This is a genomic window from Ciceribacter lividus, from assembly GCF_003337715.1.
GTDB lineage: Bacteria > Pseudomonadota > Alphaproteobacteria > Rhizobiales > Rhizobiaceae > Allorhizobium > Allorhizobium lividum.
Map to the genome: position 1 here is coordinate 276,934 of NZ_QPIX01000005.1, position 14,763 is coordinate 291,696.

At 65.1% G+C, this 14,763-nt stretch carries 13 protein-coding genes and 1 tRNA gene; 12 read left to right on the forward strand and 2 right to left on the reverse strand.

The annotated features are described in order from the left end of the window. Nucleotides 1–3: 3 nt before the first annotated feature. The 3 genes from DFR48_RS11315 (at nt 4) to DFR48_RS11325 (ending at nt 3,495) form a co-directional block, all read left to right on the forward strand. Nucleotides 4–1,440 carry a M81 family metallopeptidase gene (locus tag DFR48_RS11315; protein ID WP_114363311.1) on the forward strand — a complete coding sequence of 479 codons (1,437 nt, stop codon included), beginning with the start codon at nt 4–6 and terminating at the stop codon, nt 1,438–1,440. A 77-nt stretch (nt 1,441–1,517) separates the two neighbouring features. Beyond that, complete coding sequence (locus tag DFR48_RS11320; RefSeq protein ID WP_114363244.1) at nt 1,518–2,750, forward strand: MFS transporter; 1,233 nt, start codon at nt 1,518–1,520, stop codon at nt 2,748–2,750. Beyond that, a complete protein-coding gene (locus DFR48_RS11325) occupies nt 2,737–3,495 on the forward strand; it encodes a copper homeostasis protein CutC (RefSeq protein WP_114363245.1) in 759 nt (252 codons plus the stop codon). Before DFR48_RS11320 ends, DFR48_RS11325 begins: the two co-directional genes overlap by 14 nt. A 73-nt stretch (nt 3,496–3,568) precedes the next feature. On the opposite strand, the gene DFR48_RS11330 is transcribed toward DFR48_RS11325, so the two are convergent. Then, a tRNA-Lys gene (locus tag DFR48_RS11330) sits at nt 3,569–3,644 on the reverse strand. A 188-nt stretch (nt 3,645–3,832) separates the two neighbouring features. Between DFR48_RS11330 and DFR48_RS11335 the strand changes: the two genes are divergently transcribed. After that, entirely contained in the window at nt 3,833–4,582 is a 750-nt protein-coding gene (locus tag DFR48_RS11335; RefSeq protein ID WP_114363246.1) for a cytochrome c biogenesis CcdA family protein, read from the forward strand. A 53-nt stretch (nt 4,583–4,635) separates the two neighbouring features. Next, the gene (locus DFR48_RS11340; RefSeq protein WP_114363247.1) at nt 4,636–5,598 is read left to right on the forward strand and encodes an AEC family transporter; all 963 of its coding nucleotides are present in this window, start codon (nt 4,636–4,638) and stop codon (nt 5,596–5,598) included. On the opposite strand, the gene DFR48_RS11345 is transcribed toward DFR48_RS11340, so the two are convergent. Then, nucleotides 5,561–6,796 carry a UbiH/UbiF family hydroxylase gene (locus tag DFR48_RS11345; protein ID WP_114363312.1) on the reverse strand — a complete coding sequence of 412 codons (1,236 nt, stop codon included), beginning with the start codon at nt 6,794–6,796 and terminating at the stop codon, nt 5,561–5,563. The genes DFR48_RS11340 and DFR48_RS11345 overlap by 38 nt on opposite strands. 284 nt (nt 6,797–7,080) lie before the next feature. On the opposite strand from DFR48_RS11345, the gene pcsA reads away from it, so the two are divergent. The 7 genes from pcsA to ytfQ all read left to right on the forward strand — a co-directional run bounded on the left by pcsA (nt 7,081) and on the right by ytfQ (nt 14,669). After that, a complete protein-coding gene (gene pcsA, locus DFR48_RS11350; protein WP_114363248.1) occupies nt 7,081–7,806 on the forward strand; it encodes a phosphatidylcholine synthase in 726 nt (241 codons plus the stop codon). Nucleotides 7,807–7,817: 11 nt separating this feature from the next. Then, complete coding sequence (locus DFR48_RS11355; RefSeq protein ID WP_170141847.1) at nt 7,818–8,801, forward strand: quinone oxidoreductase family protein; 984 nt, start codon at nt 7,818–7,820, stop codon at nt 8,799–8,801. Between the two features lie 28 nt (nt 8,802–8,829). Then, a complete protein-coding gene (locus DFR48_RS11360) occupies nt 8,830–10,422 on the forward strand; it encodes an ABC transporter ATP-binding protein (protein WP_114363250.1) in 1,593 nt (530 codons plus the stop codon). Next, on the forward strand, nt 10,412–11,509 hold the full coding sequence (locus tag DFR48_RS11365; RefSeq protein ID WP_114363251.1) for an ABC transporter permease: 1,098 nt from the start codon (nt 10,412–10,414) through the stop codon (nt 11,507–11,509). The genes DFR48_RS11360 and DFR48_RS11365 overlap by 11 nt, the downstream gene beginning before the upstream one ends. Then, the gene (locus tag DFR48_RS11370) at nt 11,509–12,423 is read left to right on the forward strand and encodes an ABC transporter permease (RefSeq protein ID WP_114363252.1); all 915 of its coding nucleotides are present in this window, start codon (nt 11,509–11,511) and stop codon (nt 12,421–12,423) included. The genes DFR48_RS11365 and DFR48_RS11370 overlap by 1 nt, the downstream gene beginning before the upstream one ends. A gap of 49 nt (nt 12,424–12,472) precedes the next feature. Next, nucleotides 12,473–13,546 carry a BMP family ABC transporter substrate-binding protein gene (locus DFR48_RS11375; RefSeq protein WP_114363253.1) on the forward strand — a complete coding sequence of 358 codons (1,074 nt, stop codon included), beginning with the start codon at nt 12,473–12,475 and terminating at the stop codon, nt 13,544–13,546. A gap of 160 nt (nt 13,547–13,706) precedes the next feature. Beyond that, nucleotides 13,707–14,669 (forward strand): galactofuranose ABC transporter, galactofuranose-binding protein YtfQ, encoded by a 963-nt coding sequence (gene ytfQ / locus DFR48_RS11380; RefSeq protein ID WP_114363254.1) that lies wholly within the window; start codon nt 13,707–13,709, stop codon nt 14,667–14,669. Nucleotides 14,670–14,763: the final 94 nt, after the last annotated feature.

Here is a 14,763-nt window from a genome sequence, read left to right on the forward strand (position 1 = left end):
ACCTTGCGCATTGCCGTCGGCGGCATCCACACCGAGTGCAGCACGTCCTCCCCGGTGCTCATGCAGCCAGAGGATTTTCGCGTGTTGCGGGGGGATGACCTCCTCGCGGCCGACTATTTCAGCTTTCTCGGCGGTGACGGGATCGAACCGTTGCCGTTGCTGCATGCACGCGCGGTGCCCGGCGGTCCCGTGGCGCGAGGGACCTACGAGGCTTTCAAAGCCGAGTTCCTGGAGCGGTTGAAGTCGGCGCTGCCGGTGGACGGGCTCTATCTCGCCATGCACGGCGCGATGAACGTCGAGGGCATGGACGACGCCGAGGGCGACTGGATTGCTGCGGCGCGTGCTGTGGTCGGTCCCGAGGTCCCGGTCGCCGCGAGCTACGATCTCCACGGCAACGTGACCCAGAAGATCATCGACCAGCTCGACATCTTCGCCGGCTACCGGACTGCGCCGCATATCGACGTGCGTGAGACCATGGTGCGTGCCTGGTCGATGTTGCTGCGGGCGCTCGTGACCGGCGAGCGGCCGGGCGTCGCCTGGACGCCGGTTCCGGTGCTTCTGCCGGGCGAGCGCACCTCGACCGAGGACGAGCCGGCGAGCGGCCTCTATCGCAAGCTGCCGGAGCACGACGCCCGCCCCGGAATCTGGGACGCCAACCTGATGGTCGGCTATGTCTGGGCCGACGAGCCGCGCGCCACCGCCTGTTCGGTGGTGACGGCGACCGACCGGGCCGCCGCCGGACGGACGGCAAGCGAAATCGCGCAGTCCTACTGGGATGCACGCGAGGACTTCCGCTTCGGTCCGGTGACGGGCCCGCTCGAAGACATGCTGGACATCGCCGAGAGGGCGGACACACGTCCGGTCATCCTCGCCGACTCGGGCGACAATCCGACCGGCGGAGGGGTCGGCGACCGTGCCGATGTTCTGAAGGCGCTGATCGCACGGAATTTCGACGGTGCCGTCATCGCCGGCATCACCGACCTACCGGCGGTTGACGCCTGTTTCGCGGCAGGCGAGGGCGCCTGCGTTCGGCTAACGATCGGCGGCTCGCTCGACCCGGCGAGCCCTTCGGTCGAGGCGGAGGTGACGGTGGAGCGCCTCGACGATCCGGGTTCGTCCGCCGACCGGCAGGCGGTGGTGGTGATCGGCGGCATCACGCTGGTGCTCGCGGCGAAGCGCCAGCCCTATCACGCCATCGCGGATTTCACGCGCCTCGGGCTTGATCCTGCCGATGTGCGGCTGCTGGTGGTGAAATCCGGCTATCTCTCGCCCGAGCTCGCGCCGATCGCCAATCCGAACTTGATGGCGCTGACCGACGGCGTCATCAACCAGGATATCGAGGCATTGCCGAACCGCCGCCGCGGCCGGCCGACCTATCCCTTCGACAAGAATTTCGCCTATCGGCCGGAGGTCCGCTTCTCCGCCCGCTGGCGCGATTGACGTCGCCTACACACCACGCGGCGCGGACGACGATGCGTCCCGCGACCATATCCGCGCAATTTTGCAAGCGTGCCGCCATGCTGACGAGCCTGTCGATCATCTTCCGCCATCCGCCGGTACGCGTCAGCGCGCTTGCGATCTTCCTCTTCGGCTTTTCAGGCGCGGCGACATCGCCGTACATGTCGCTGATCGGCATCCGCGAACTCGGATTGTCGGATCACGCCTATTCCGTGCTGATCTTCGTCGCCGCCCTGGTCAATGTGAGCGCCAGCATCACCGCCGGCATCCTGGTCGACCGGCTCGGACATTATCGTCGTCCGATGATCGCCACTTCGCTCTTCGGCGTCGCCGGCTTCGCCATGGTCTACGCCTTCCCCGCAGTACCCGTCTTCGTGCTTGCGATGCTCGTCTTCATCCCGGTCTTCGGCTCGGTCAATTCGCTGATCTTCGCCAACATCCGGGCCGTGTCGGCCGGCATGGCGGCGCGCGACCTGATCGCCGTCAACTCGGTCGTCCGGGCCGTGCTCTCGCTCTCCTGGGTCCTGGTGCCGGGTCTCGTCGGCGCGCTTCTCGTCGGCGCGCCGTCCATGCTGCCGTCTTTCCTCTTTGCGAGCCTGGCCTGTGGCGGCTGTTTCCTCATCTTCGCCTTCATGCTGCCGCGCGGGGCCAAAGGAGAGGGCAGGGCGCCACCGCGACACGCCGCCTTCCTCGCCTCGCTCGGCGAGATCGCCTCCGGCAAGGTGCTGCCGCGCGTCCTGGCGATCGCGTTGATATCGTCGATGCTGCACGTCAACGGCGTGGTTCTGCCGCTCGTCGTCACCGGCAAGGCACGGGGCACCACGGTGGATGTCGGCACGATTGTCGGCATCGTCGCCTTCCTGGAGATTGTCTTCATCCTCTTCTGGGGCTGGGTCGAACGACGGACCTCTGCGCGTTTCGCGATCACTGCGAGCGCATGCGTCTACGCCGTCTACCTCGTCTTCCTCGGGCTCGCCGATGCCCCGCGTGACGTTTACGTGCTGACGCTGGTCGCCGGGCTCGGCGCCGCCGGTATCATCTCCGTTCCGATCACCTATCTCCAGGATCTCATCGCCGAGCGGGCCGGGCTCGGCAGTTCACTGATCGCCGTCAACGTCTTCCTGAGCGGCGGCCTGAGTTCGCTGGCGTTTGCCCTCGGCACGGCGATCAGCGACTATGCCGGCACGGCGATTCTGGGAGCCTTCGTCGGGTTGTGCGGCATCGTGCTGCTGCGTCTCCTCGATCGCTCCGGCACTGCGGCGTTGCGGGAGGCAGACGATGAAGGAACGTGACGGCGGAGGCGATTGCAGAAAGCCTGTTCTGGAAGTCTGCGTCGATGATCCCGCCGGCCTCGCCGCGGCGATCGAGGGCGGCGCGGACCGGATCGAGCTGTGCTCGGCGCTCACCGTCGGGGGGCTCACCCCGTCGCACGGCTTTATGGCCCATGCCGCCCGTTCACCGATCCCCGTCCACGCGCTGATCCGGCCGAGAACCGGCGATTTCGCGTTCACGACGGACGATGTCCGCGTCATGGTCGATGATGTCCGCGCCGCCCGGTCGGCGGGGCTTGCGGGCGTCGTGATCGGTGCTTTGCGTCCGGACGGTCAGCTCGACGTCGCGGCGCTGGAGGCCCTGATCGCCGCGGCCGACGGCATGGATCTGACGCTCGACCGCGCTTTCGACCTGGCGGCCGATCAGGAGGAGACGCTGGAGACGGCGCTCCGTCTCGGTTTTTCACGCATTCTCACCTCCGGCGGTGCGAAGACGGCGATCGAAGGACTGCCGCGCCTCGAACGGCTCGCCAAGCAAGCCTCCGGCCGTATCTCGATCATGCCGGGATCTGGCGTGCGGCCGGAAACCGTAGGAGCTCTGCTCGCACTGCCCGGCGTCTTCGAGCTTCATGCCTCGTGCAGCGAGCCGGCGACGACGACCGATCCACGGCTCCCGGCCTTCGGTTTCTTGCAACCGGGTGAAAGACGCACGACGGTCGAGGCTGTTCGGGCCGTGAAGGCGGCGATGGTGGTGGCGCGGAGGTAAGGGAGCCCGACATTGTCCCCCATGTCTTAGGTACACGATGTTACCTATGTCTTCGGTATGGACAAGGGGAGAATGGTGAGCGCGCAGGGATTCGAACCCTGGACCTACTGATTAAAAGTCAGTTGCTCTACCGGCTGAGCTACGCGCTCCCGTCGAGGGGCAAATCGGCTCCTCTGGAAGTGCGCGGAACATATGCAGGCGACCCCGTGCGGTCAACCCAAAAATCACGCCGAAAACGGGGAAAAACCGTCCAATTGCCGCACGCGCGGAAAGGTGATTGGCAAGCAAGCCCATCGGAAGGTAGGAAGGCCGCATCGAAGGATAGCGGAGACCCGACGTGTCGATTGCCGATATTTCCCTGTTGAGTGCGCTTCTGGCTGGCGCGCTGTCGTTCCTGTCGCCGTGCGTGCTGCCGCTCGTTCCGCCCTATCTCTGCTACATGGCCGGCATCTCGGTGGAACAGTTTCGCGGCGAGGGGCGGGCGGAGGCCGATCCGGCGGCGAGGCGCGCCGTCATGCTGGCGGCACTCGCCTTCACGCTCGGATTCGCGACCGTCTTCGTGGCGCTCGGCGCCGGCGCCTCGACGATCGGCACGCTGCTTCGGCAGCATCTCGACCTGCTCGCCAAGATCGGCGGCCTCATCATCATCGTCATGGGGCTCAATTTCCTCGGCGTCTTCCGGATCGGTTTCCTTGCGAGCGAAATGCGCTTCCAGGGGCAGGGCAAGCCCGCCACCCTCGGCGGCGCCTATGTGATGGGGCTCGCCTTCGCGTTCGGCTGGACGCCGTGCATCGGACCGGTTCTCGGCGCCATCCTCGGCGTGGCCGCCGCGCGCGAGACCGTCGGCGACGGGGCGATGCTGCTCGCGATCTATTCGCTCGGCCTTGCGGTGCCCTTCTGGATCGCCGCCGCCTTCTCCGGCGCCTTCATGCGCTTCCTCGTGCGCTTCCGCCGCCATCTCGGCCTGGTCGAGAAGCTGATCGGTGCGCTTCTGGTGCTGACCGGGCTCGCCTTCATGTTCGGTTTCGTCTCGAACCTCGCGATCTGGTTCCAGCAGACCTTTCCAATCCTCTCGCAAATCGGCTAAGTCCGGGGAGCGGGCTGAGCGCCCGGACGCGGAAGAGGATACGGGACGCGCCCATGGCTGACATCATCGCACTGGTCCTCCCGTTCTTCGGGCTGATCCTGATCGGCTACATATCAGGCAAACTGGGCCGGCAGCCGGCCACCGCCCTCGGCTGGCTGAATTTCTTCGTCATCTACGTGTCGCTGCCGTCGCTGTTCTTCAAGCTCGTGTCGCGCACGCCGCTTTCGGAGCTGACGCGCATCGATTTCATCGCCGCCTCGCTGGCGGCAACCTACACGATCTTCCTGCTCGTCTTCCTGATCGGCCGCTTCCTCCGGGGCAATTCGATCGCCGACTGCACGATCCAGGCGCTCGCCGGCGCCTACGGCAATATCGGCTATATGGGGCCGGGGCTCGCGCTTCTCGCTTTCGGCGAGGCGGCGGCGGTGCCGGTCGCGCTGGTCTTCTGCTTCGAGAATGCCGCCCATTTCATCGCCGCCCCGGCGCTGATGGCCTTTGCGGGTGGCGATGCCCGGCCGCGCGCGGCGGTGGCCGCCGACGTCGTGAAGAGGATCGTCACTCACCCGTTCATCATCGCGACCGCCATCGGCTTCCTGGCCGCCGCCTTCTCCTTCGAGCCGCCGCTGGCGCTGCAGCGCCTCATCGACTACCTCGCCCAGGCCGCGGCCCCTTGCGCACTCTTCGCCATGGGGGTCACGCTGGCACTTCGCCCGCTGAAACGCATTCCCGCCGAGATCGGCTACATCGTGCCGATCAAGCTGCTCCTGCATCCGCTGCTCGCCTGGATCGTGCTCGGTCTTGCCGGCAATTTCGATCCGCTGTGGATCTACACCGCCGTCCTGCTCGCCTCGCTGCCGACGGCGACCAACGTCTTCGTCATCGGCCAGCAATACGGCGTCTGGCAGGAACGTGCGTCTGCGACGATCCTGATCACCACCGTGCTTTCGGTGCTGACGGTCTCGGGCCTGCTCTATGCGATCACGACCGGTCTTCTGCCGCCCGACCTCTTCCCCTGACGCTCAGCCGTTCCTTCAGGAAGAGCGGCAGCGCGGAGAAACCGCGTCCGGGCTCTACACCCTCGCGCATCACCAGCTGGCGCAGCGGTCCGAAGCCGGACAGCAGGTGGAGCCCCGCGGTTCTCAGAACCTGTACCGGCAGGAAACCGGACAGCAGCGAACGGTTGAGGAGGTCGACGCTCGCCGTGCGGCTGACGACGTCGATGCGGCGGCGGCGGTCGAAGCTGTCGCCCGCACGGGCGTCGATCGGCCGGTCTGCATGGGAGCAGAGGATCTCGACGAGCGCCATCACGTCGCGCAGGCTGAGGTTGAGCCCCTGGGCGCCGATCGGCGGGAAGGCGTGCGCCGCCTCGCCGATGAAGGCGGTTCGGCCCTTGCCGAAGCGTGCCGCCGTCATGCCGGAGAGCGGCCAGGCCTGAACGCCGGCCTCCACCGTCACTTTCCCGAGCATCGACTGCATTCTCTTTTCGACCTCGCCGCTCAGTGCTTCCAGCGAAAGAGAGGTAAGCCGCGTCGCTTCGGACGGCTCGACGACCCAGACGAGGCTCGAACGCAGGCCGGGCAGGGGAACCTGGGTGAACGGCCCCGATTCACCGTGGAATTCGGTGGAAACGTTGCGGTGCGGCAGCGTGTGCGCAAAGTTCAGCACCACCGCCGTCTGCGGATAGGACCAGCTCCGCACGGCAACACCGGCACTTTCGCGCGTCTTCGAGCCGCGGCCGTCGGCGCCGACGACGAAGTCGGCAGTCACCTCTTCGCCGTCTTCGAGCGTAATCGTGACGCCATCGGCACCGATCTCGATGCGCGTGGCCGCACCGGCGATGCTGGTGATGTTGTTTTCGGCGGCGACCGCCTTCTTCAAGACGGCGATCAGCGCTTCGTTCGGGATGTTGTAGCCGAAGGCGTCGAGGCCGATTTCGGCGCTGCGAAAGGCGACGACCGGCGCCCGCAAAAGCCGGTTGGTGCCGTCGATGATTTGCATGGTCGAGAGCGCTTCGGCCGACGGCCGGATTTCGTCCCAGAGCCCGAGCCGTTCCATGAAGCGGATCGATTGCTCCATCAGCGCTGTGGTGCGCTGGTCGACGATCTCGCGCTCCGGCGCGACGAGCGCCACCGAGCGACCGCCGCGCGCAAGCGCCAGCGCGGCAATGGAGCCGGCCAGTCCCGCACCGACAATCGCAACTTCGAAATGCTTCATCGCTTCCATCCGTCTCAACCGTTTGTCCCGGACGCGTGTATCGCAATTCATCGATACGAACCTTGCCGCACATCCGCGGTCACTCCGGTCTTCGTCGTTCGATATAGGCGCTTCGCCTGTCCGAATCCATGGGACAAATGCGACCGGTGGCCTGACGCGAACAGGCCAGACGGGGTCGGTTCGGCAGGCGCGCGAAACCGGGGAACGCCGAGCGCGCGCCGTTGCAAAACGTGCCGATTCGTCGGATACCCGTAGGCGAGGCGAAGAGGGGACCCACAGAGAGCATGAAAATATTCAACTACCGCCGTGTGCCCTATGCCGAAATCCGCGCCTTTTCCGTTCATGTCCTGACGGCCTCCGGGTCCTTCCTCGCCTTTCTCGGCGTGGTGGCGGCCGCCGAGCGCCGTTTCGTCGACATGTTCTGGTGGTTGGGTCTGGCATTGCTCGTCGACGGAATCGACGGACCGATCGCCCGCAAGGTGCGGGTCAAGGACGTGCTCCCCAACTGGTCCGGCGACACGCTGGACAACATCATCGACTATGTAACCTACGTGCTGCTGCCGGCCTTCGCGCTCTACCAGAGCGGCATGATCGGCGAGCCATGGTCGTTCGCCGCCGCCGGCATGATCGTGGTGTCGAGTGCAATCTACTACGCCGACATGGGCATGAAGACGGACGAGTATTTCTTCTCCGGCTTCCCCGTCGTATGGAACATGATCGTCTTCTCGCTGTTCGTCATCGACGCTTCGGCGACGACGGCAATGACCGTCGTGGTGGTGTCGGTTGTACTGACTTTCCTGCCGATCCATTTCCTGCATCCGGTCAGGGTGGAACGGTTGCGGCCGGTCAACATCGCGATCTTTCTCGCCTGGTGCGCCCTCGGCGGCTACGCATTGCTTCTGCATTTTGCGACCCCGCAATGGGTGGTCGCCTGTTTCGTCGCGACCGGCATCTACCTCTACGGGGTCGGCGCCGTGCTGCAATTTTTCCCCTCGCTGGGACGCAAGTAGGAGGTCTCCACGTGGCAAAGACGCAGGCAATCCTGATCCGTGAGCTCGGCGGTCCTGACGTCCTTCGTCTCGAAGAGATCGAGCTTGCCGCACCCGCTGCCGGCGAGGTGCAGATCCGCCACGCCGCCGTCGGTCTCAACTTCATCGACGTCTACTTCCGTACCGGGCTCTACAAGGCGCCGAACGGGTTGCCCTTCGTGCCCGGCAAGGAAGCGGCAGGAACGGTGACGGCCGTCGGTCCGGGCGTGACCGACTTCCGCGTCGGCGACCGGGTGGCCTATGCCGGTGCTGATGGCGCCTATTCGGTAGAGCGCAACGTCGCCGCCCGCCATCTCGTCAAGGTCCCCGACGATATCCCGCTGGAAACGGCGGCCGCGATGATGCTGAAGGGCATGACTGCGGAATACCTGCTCAACCGCACCTACAAGGTCGGTCCTGGCACGGTGCTTCTCTTCCACGCGGCGGCCGGCGGCGTCGGTCTGATCGCCGGCCAATGGGCGAAGGCGCTCGGCGCGACGGTCATCGGCACTGCAGGCTCGCCGGAAAAGATCGAACTCGCGCTCCGCCACGGCTACGACCACGTCATCGATTACCGCAACGACGACTTCGTCGCCCGCGTCAAGGACCTGACCGGCGGCAAGGGTGTCGATGTCGTCTACGATTCCGTCGGCCGCGACGTCTTCCCGCGCTCGCTCGATTGTCTCAAGCCGCGCGGCATGTGGGTGCTGTTCGGCCAGTCGTCCGGGCCGGTGGAGGCGTTCGACATGAGCCTTCTGGCACAGAAGGGCTCGCTCTATGCGACGCGCCCGTCGCTCTTCGCTTACATCGCCACGCCGGCCGAACTTGCCGATTGTGCAAAGTCGCTGTTTGATGTTGTGCGGAGCAACAAAGTGCGTATCAATATCAATCAGACCTATCCTCTGGCCGACGCCCGTCGCGCTCATGAGGACCTGGAATCAAGAAAAACGAGCGGAACGACCTTGCTGATCCCCTGAATGCGCACGCGGACAAGGGGCTGCAAGGATGAAAAGAGGGGATCGCGTGACGGACATCGAGGCATCGCGAACCGGCAGCCTTCTGGCGGTCCGCGGCTTGACGAAGCTGTTCGGCAGCTTTGCGGCCTGCCAGGGTATTGATTTCGACATCAGGCCGGGAGAGATCCACGCCCTCCTCGGAGAAAACGGCGCCGGCAAGTCGACGCTGGTAAAGATGCTGTTCGGCGTGCTCGCTCCGAGCGCCGGCGAGATCGCCTGGCAGGGAAGCGTCGTTTCGATTGCTTCGCCCGCGGCCGCGCGCAAGCTCGGCATCGGAATGGTCTTCCAGCACTTTTCGCTCTTCGAGGCGCTGACCGTCGCCGAAAACATCGCGCTTTCGCTCGATGACGGAACCCCGCTCGCCGCCGTCGCAAAGAGGGCGGAGGAGCTTTCCCGTCTCTACGGCCTGCCGCTCGATCCCGGCGCCCATGTCGCCGACCTTTCCGTCGGTGAACGCCAGCGCATCGAGATCGTCCGTGCGCTGTTGCAGAACCCGAAACTCATCATCCTCGACGAGCCGACGTCGGTGCTGACCCCGCAGGAAGCGGACCGGCTCTTCGAGACGCTCGATAAGCTGAGGGCCGAGGGCCGTTCGGTTCTTTACATCAGCCACCGGCTCGAGGAAGTGCAGCGCATCTGCGATCGCGCCACGGTGCTGCGCCACGGCCGGGTCACCGGTGAATGCGACCCCCGCAAGGAGACGCCGGCTTCGCTCGCCCGCATGATGGTCGGCAGCGACGTGGCGGTCGTGCGCAACACCGGCACGGCGGACGCAGGCGCGGTACAGCTCGAGGTGCGAGCGCTTTCCGCGCCGGCCCGCACGCCCTTCGCCGTCGCGCTGAAGGACATTGCGTTGACGGTGAGGGCAGGGCAGGTGCTGGCTGTCGCCGGCGTCGCCGGCAACGGCCAGAGCGAGCTCTTCGACGCCCTGTCCGGTGAGTATCCGGTCGCCGATCGCGACGCGATCCGAATCCGCGGCCAGGCGGTCGGCCGCCTCGGCATCAACGAGCGGCGGCTTCTCGGCGCCGGTTTCGTTCCGGAAGAGCGGCAGGGCCACGCCGCGATCGGTGCGCTGCCGCTTTCCGACAATCTGGTGCTTGCCCGCCATCGCTCGGACCGCAAGGCATTCCTGGCCGGCGGCATCTTCGGCCTCGTCCGGCACTCGGTCGTCCGGGCTGCGGCCAAGCGGATCGCCGAGGCGATGGATGTGCGCAAGAGCGGCGACGATCCGCTCGCCGGCTCGCTTTCGGGCGGTAATCTGCAAAAATTCATCGTCGGGCGCGAACTCGACCGCCAGCCCGCGGTCCTGGTCGTGAACCAGCCCACCTGGGGCGTCGATGCCGGCGCCGCGAGCCGCATCCGCCAGTCGCTGATCGATCTCGCCCGCAACGGTTCGGCGGTGGTCGTCATCAGCCAGGACCTCGACGAGATCTTCGAGATCGCGACAGACATCGCGGTGATCTCGGAAGGGCGCCTGTCCCCGGCAGAGCCCGCCGCCGTCATGACCCGCGAGAAGATCGGCCTTCTCATGGGCGGATTGCACGAAAGCAAAGCCGAGCCAGAGCCCGCCCATGCGCATTGAACTCGAAAAACGCCCCGGCGGCTCGCCGCTCTTCTCCGTCCTGTCGCCACTTCTCGCCATGGTCCTGACCGTCGTCTTCGGCGGCATTATGTTCTGGCTGCTCGGCAAGGACCCGGTCGATGCGATCTACTCCTTCTTCATCGAGCCGCTGCTTGAGGTCTGGTCGCTGCACGAACTGGCGATCAAGGCCGGCCCGCTGATCCTGATCGGCGTCGGGCTTTCGGTCTGCTACCGATCGAACAACTGGAACATCGGCGCGGAAGGCCAGTTCATCATGGGCGCGATCGCCGGGTCGATCCTGCCCGTGGTCTTCTTCGAATGGCACTCGCCGCTGGTCTTGCCGCTGATGCTGGTTATGGGCGCGATCGGCGGCGCGCTCTATGCCGGCATCCCGGCGCTCTTGAAGGCCCATTTCAACACCAACGAGATCCTGACGAGCCTGATGCTCGTCTACATCGCCCAGCTCTTTCTCGACTGGCTGGTGCGCGGCCCCTGGCGCAATCCGGAAGGCATGAACTTTCCCGAAACGCGGACTTTCGCGACCGAGGCAGTCCTGCCGGCCGTCGTCGAGTCGTCCGGACGCGCGCACTGGTCGATCGTCTTCGCGCTGGTCGCGGCGGTGCTCGTCTGGTTCATGATGCGTTTCACGCTCAAGGGCTTCGAGATAACGGTGCTCGGAGAGTCGGCAAGGGCAGGGCGCTTCGCAGGCTTTTCCTCCCGCAAGATGATCTGGTTCTCGATGCTGCTTTCGGGCGCCTTCGCAGGCTTTGCTGGCATCACCGAGGTTTCGGGCTCGATCGGCCACCTTCAGCCGATCATCTCGCCCGGCTACGGTTTCACGGCGATCATCGTCGCCTTCCTCGGCCGCCTCAATCCGCTCGGCATCGTTGCGTCCGGGCTGGTGCTCGCGCTCACCTATCTCGGCGGCGAAGCCGCGCAGCTTTCGATCGGCGTCTCGGACAAGGTCACCCGCGTGTTCCAGGGGCTCCTCCTTTTCTTCGTCCTCTCCTGCGACACGCTGATCCACTACAGGATCCGCATCGTCGTCGACCGGGTCAGGACCGCGATCGAGGGAGGACGCAACTGATGTTCGAGGCGATCCTTCTCACCGTCATCACCGCAGCCACCCCGCTCGTCGTCGCGGCACTCGGCGAACTCGTGACCGAACGCGCCGGCGTCCTGAACCTCGGCGTCGAAGGCATGATGGTCATGGGCGCGGTCGGCGCTTTCGCGGTCACCCAGATCACCGGTTCGCCCTACATCGGGCTCGTCGCCGGAATTGTCTGCGGGGCGCTGTTCTCGCTGCTCTTCGGCTTCCTCACGCTGACGCTCGTCGCCAACCAGGTCGCCACCGGCCTTGCGCTGACGCTGCTCGGACTCGGCGCCTCCGGCATGCTCGGAGAAAGCTATGTCGGCGCGCCCGGCATCAAGCTTCAGCCGATAGCCATTCCGCTGCTTTCCGACATTCCCTTCATCGGGCCGGTGCTCTTCCGGCAGGACATCATCTTCTACCTGTCGGTCGCGCTGGTGATCGGGGTCAACTGGTTCCTGTTCAGGAGCCGCACGGGGTTGAAACTCAGGGCAATCGGCGACAACCACGCTTCGGCGCACGCGCTCGGAATCCACGTTATCCGGACACGCTACCTCGCCGTGCTCTTCGGCGGCGCCTGTGCCGGGCTTGCTGGCGCCCAGCTCTCGCTCATCTACACGCCGCAATGGGTAGAGAACATGACGGCCGGACGCGGCTGGATCGCGCTCGCGCTCGTCGTCTTCGCATCCTGGAGGCCCTGGCGCGTGCTTGCCGGCGGCTATCTCTTCGGTGCGGTCTCCATCGGGCAGCTGCACGCACAGGCGATGGGTGTCGGCATTCCGTCCCAGTTCCTCTCGGCCCTGCCCTATGCCGCGACTATTGTCGTCCTCGTCATCATTTCCCATAATCGCCGCACGACACTGATCAACACGCCGGCCTGCCTCGGCAAGGCCTTCGTACCGGACAGGTGACGGCAGCAGGCAGCGTTCCGAAAAACCTTCCAACACAAAAGGGGTCACCATGAAAAAACTAGCATTCGCACTCGCCGCGACCGCGGCGATGGTTTTCTCGATTGCCAGCGGCGCCCAGGCCGAGGACAAGAAGAAGATCTGCTTCGTCTATGTCGGTTCGAAGACCGACGGCGGCTGGACCCAGGCCCATGACCGCGGCCGCCAGCAGCTCGAAAAGGAGCTCGGCGACAAGATCGAGACCGCCTTCCTCGAAAACGTCCCGGAAGGCCCGGACGCCGAGCGCGCGATCGAGCGCATGGCCCGCTCCGGCTGCGCAATGATCTTCACGACGTCCTTCGGCTTCATGGACGCCACGCTCAAGGTCGCGGAAAAGTTCCCGGACGTGAAGTTCGAACACGCCACCGGCTACAAGACGGCCCCGAACGTCGCGACCTACAACTCGCGCTTCTATGAAGGTCGCTACATCCAGGGGCAGATCGCCGCCAAGATGTCTGAGAAGGGCGTCGCCGGCTACATCGCCTCCTTCCCGATCCCGGAAGTGGTCATGGGCATCAACTCCTTCGTCCACGGCGCACAGTCGGTCAATCCGGACTTCAAGGTCAAGGTCATCTGGGCGAACACCTGGTTCGACCCCGGCAAGGAAGCCGACGCCGCCAAGGCGCTCATCGACCAGGGCGTCGACATCCTGACCCAGCACACCGACACGACCGCTCCGATGCAGGTCGCCGCCGAGCGCGGCATCAAGGCCTTCGGTCAGGCCTCCGACATGATCGCCGCCGGTCCGAACACGCAGCTGACGGCCATTACCGACACCTGGGGCGCCTACTACGTCAAGCGCACCAAGGTGCTGCTCGACGGAAGCTGGAAGTCCGAGCAGATCTGGGACGGTCTGAAGGACGGCATCCTGACCATGGCGCCGTACACCAATATGCCCGACGACGTGAAGAAGATGGCCGAAGAGACCGAAGCCAAGATCAAGTCGGGCGAGTTGCATCCGTTCACCGGTCCGATCAACAAGCAGGACGGATCGGCCTGGCTGAAGGAAGGCGAAAAGGCCGACGACGGCACGCTGCTCGGGATGAACTTCTACATCCAGGGTGTGGACGACAAGCTGCCGCAATAAGCGTCTGCTCCAGCTTCGACTGTTCTGTGGAGGGCGCCGGATGGCGCCCTCTCTTTTTTGGCCAATTGTCCGGTCATGGCCACACAAGCCCGTTTACAAAAGTCATACTATATGATTTATAAACACTCGTCTTGGGAGAAGACTCAAACGGGAGGAAATCATGAAGTTGTTGAAGGCGCTTGCGAGCGCGACGGTTCTTGCTGGCTGCATGTTCGGTTCCGCGATGGCGGACGGCATGGTCGTCGGGTTTTCGCAGATCGGCTCGGAGTCGGGCTGGCGCGCGGCCGAAACCACCCTGACCAAGCAGCAGGCTGAGAAGCGCGGCGTCGACCTGAAGTTCGCCGATGCGCAGCAGAAACAGGAAAACCAGATCAAGGCGCTGCGCTCGTTTATCGCGCAGGGCGTGGATGCGATCCTCGTCGCCCCGGTCGTCGCGACCGGCTGGGACGAAGTTCTGGAAGAAGCCAAGGACGCCGAGATCCCGGTCATCCTCCTCGACCGCACGGTCGATGCGAGCAAGGATCTCTATATGACGGCTGTTACCTCGGACCTCGTGCACGAGGGCAAGGTTGCAGGTGAATGGCTGGTCAAGACCGCAGGTGACAAGTCCTGCAACATCGTCGAACTTCAGGGCACCACCGGTTCCTCGCCGGCAATCGACCGCAAGAAGGGCTTCGAGGAAGCAATCGCCGGTCACGACAATCTCAAGATCGTCCGCAGCCAGACCGGCGACTTCACCCGCACCAAGGGCAAGGAAGTCATGGAAAGCTTCCTGAAGGCAGAAGACGGCGGCAAGAACATCTGCGCCCTCTATGCCCATAACGACGACATGGCGGTCGGCGCCATCCAGGCGATCAAGGAAGCCGGCCTGAAGCCGGGGACCGACATCCTGGTCGTCTCGATCGACGCGGTGCCGGACATCTTCCTCGCCATGGCTGCCGGTGAAGCCAACGCCACCGTCGAGCTGACGCCGAACATGGCAGGCCCGGCCTTCGATGCGCTGGAAGCCTTCAAGAAGGACGGCACCATGCCGCCGAAGTGGATCCAGACGGAATCGAAGCTCTACACCCAGGCCGACGATCCGCAGAAGGTCTACGAGGAGAAGAAGGGCCTCGGCTACTGATCTGCCCGTCCGGGTGCCTCGGTCCGGTCTCCCTTGCCGGGTCGGGCACCTGCAACCCTGCTTGCTGTCGCAACACCGGCGGCAGCAAGCGGCG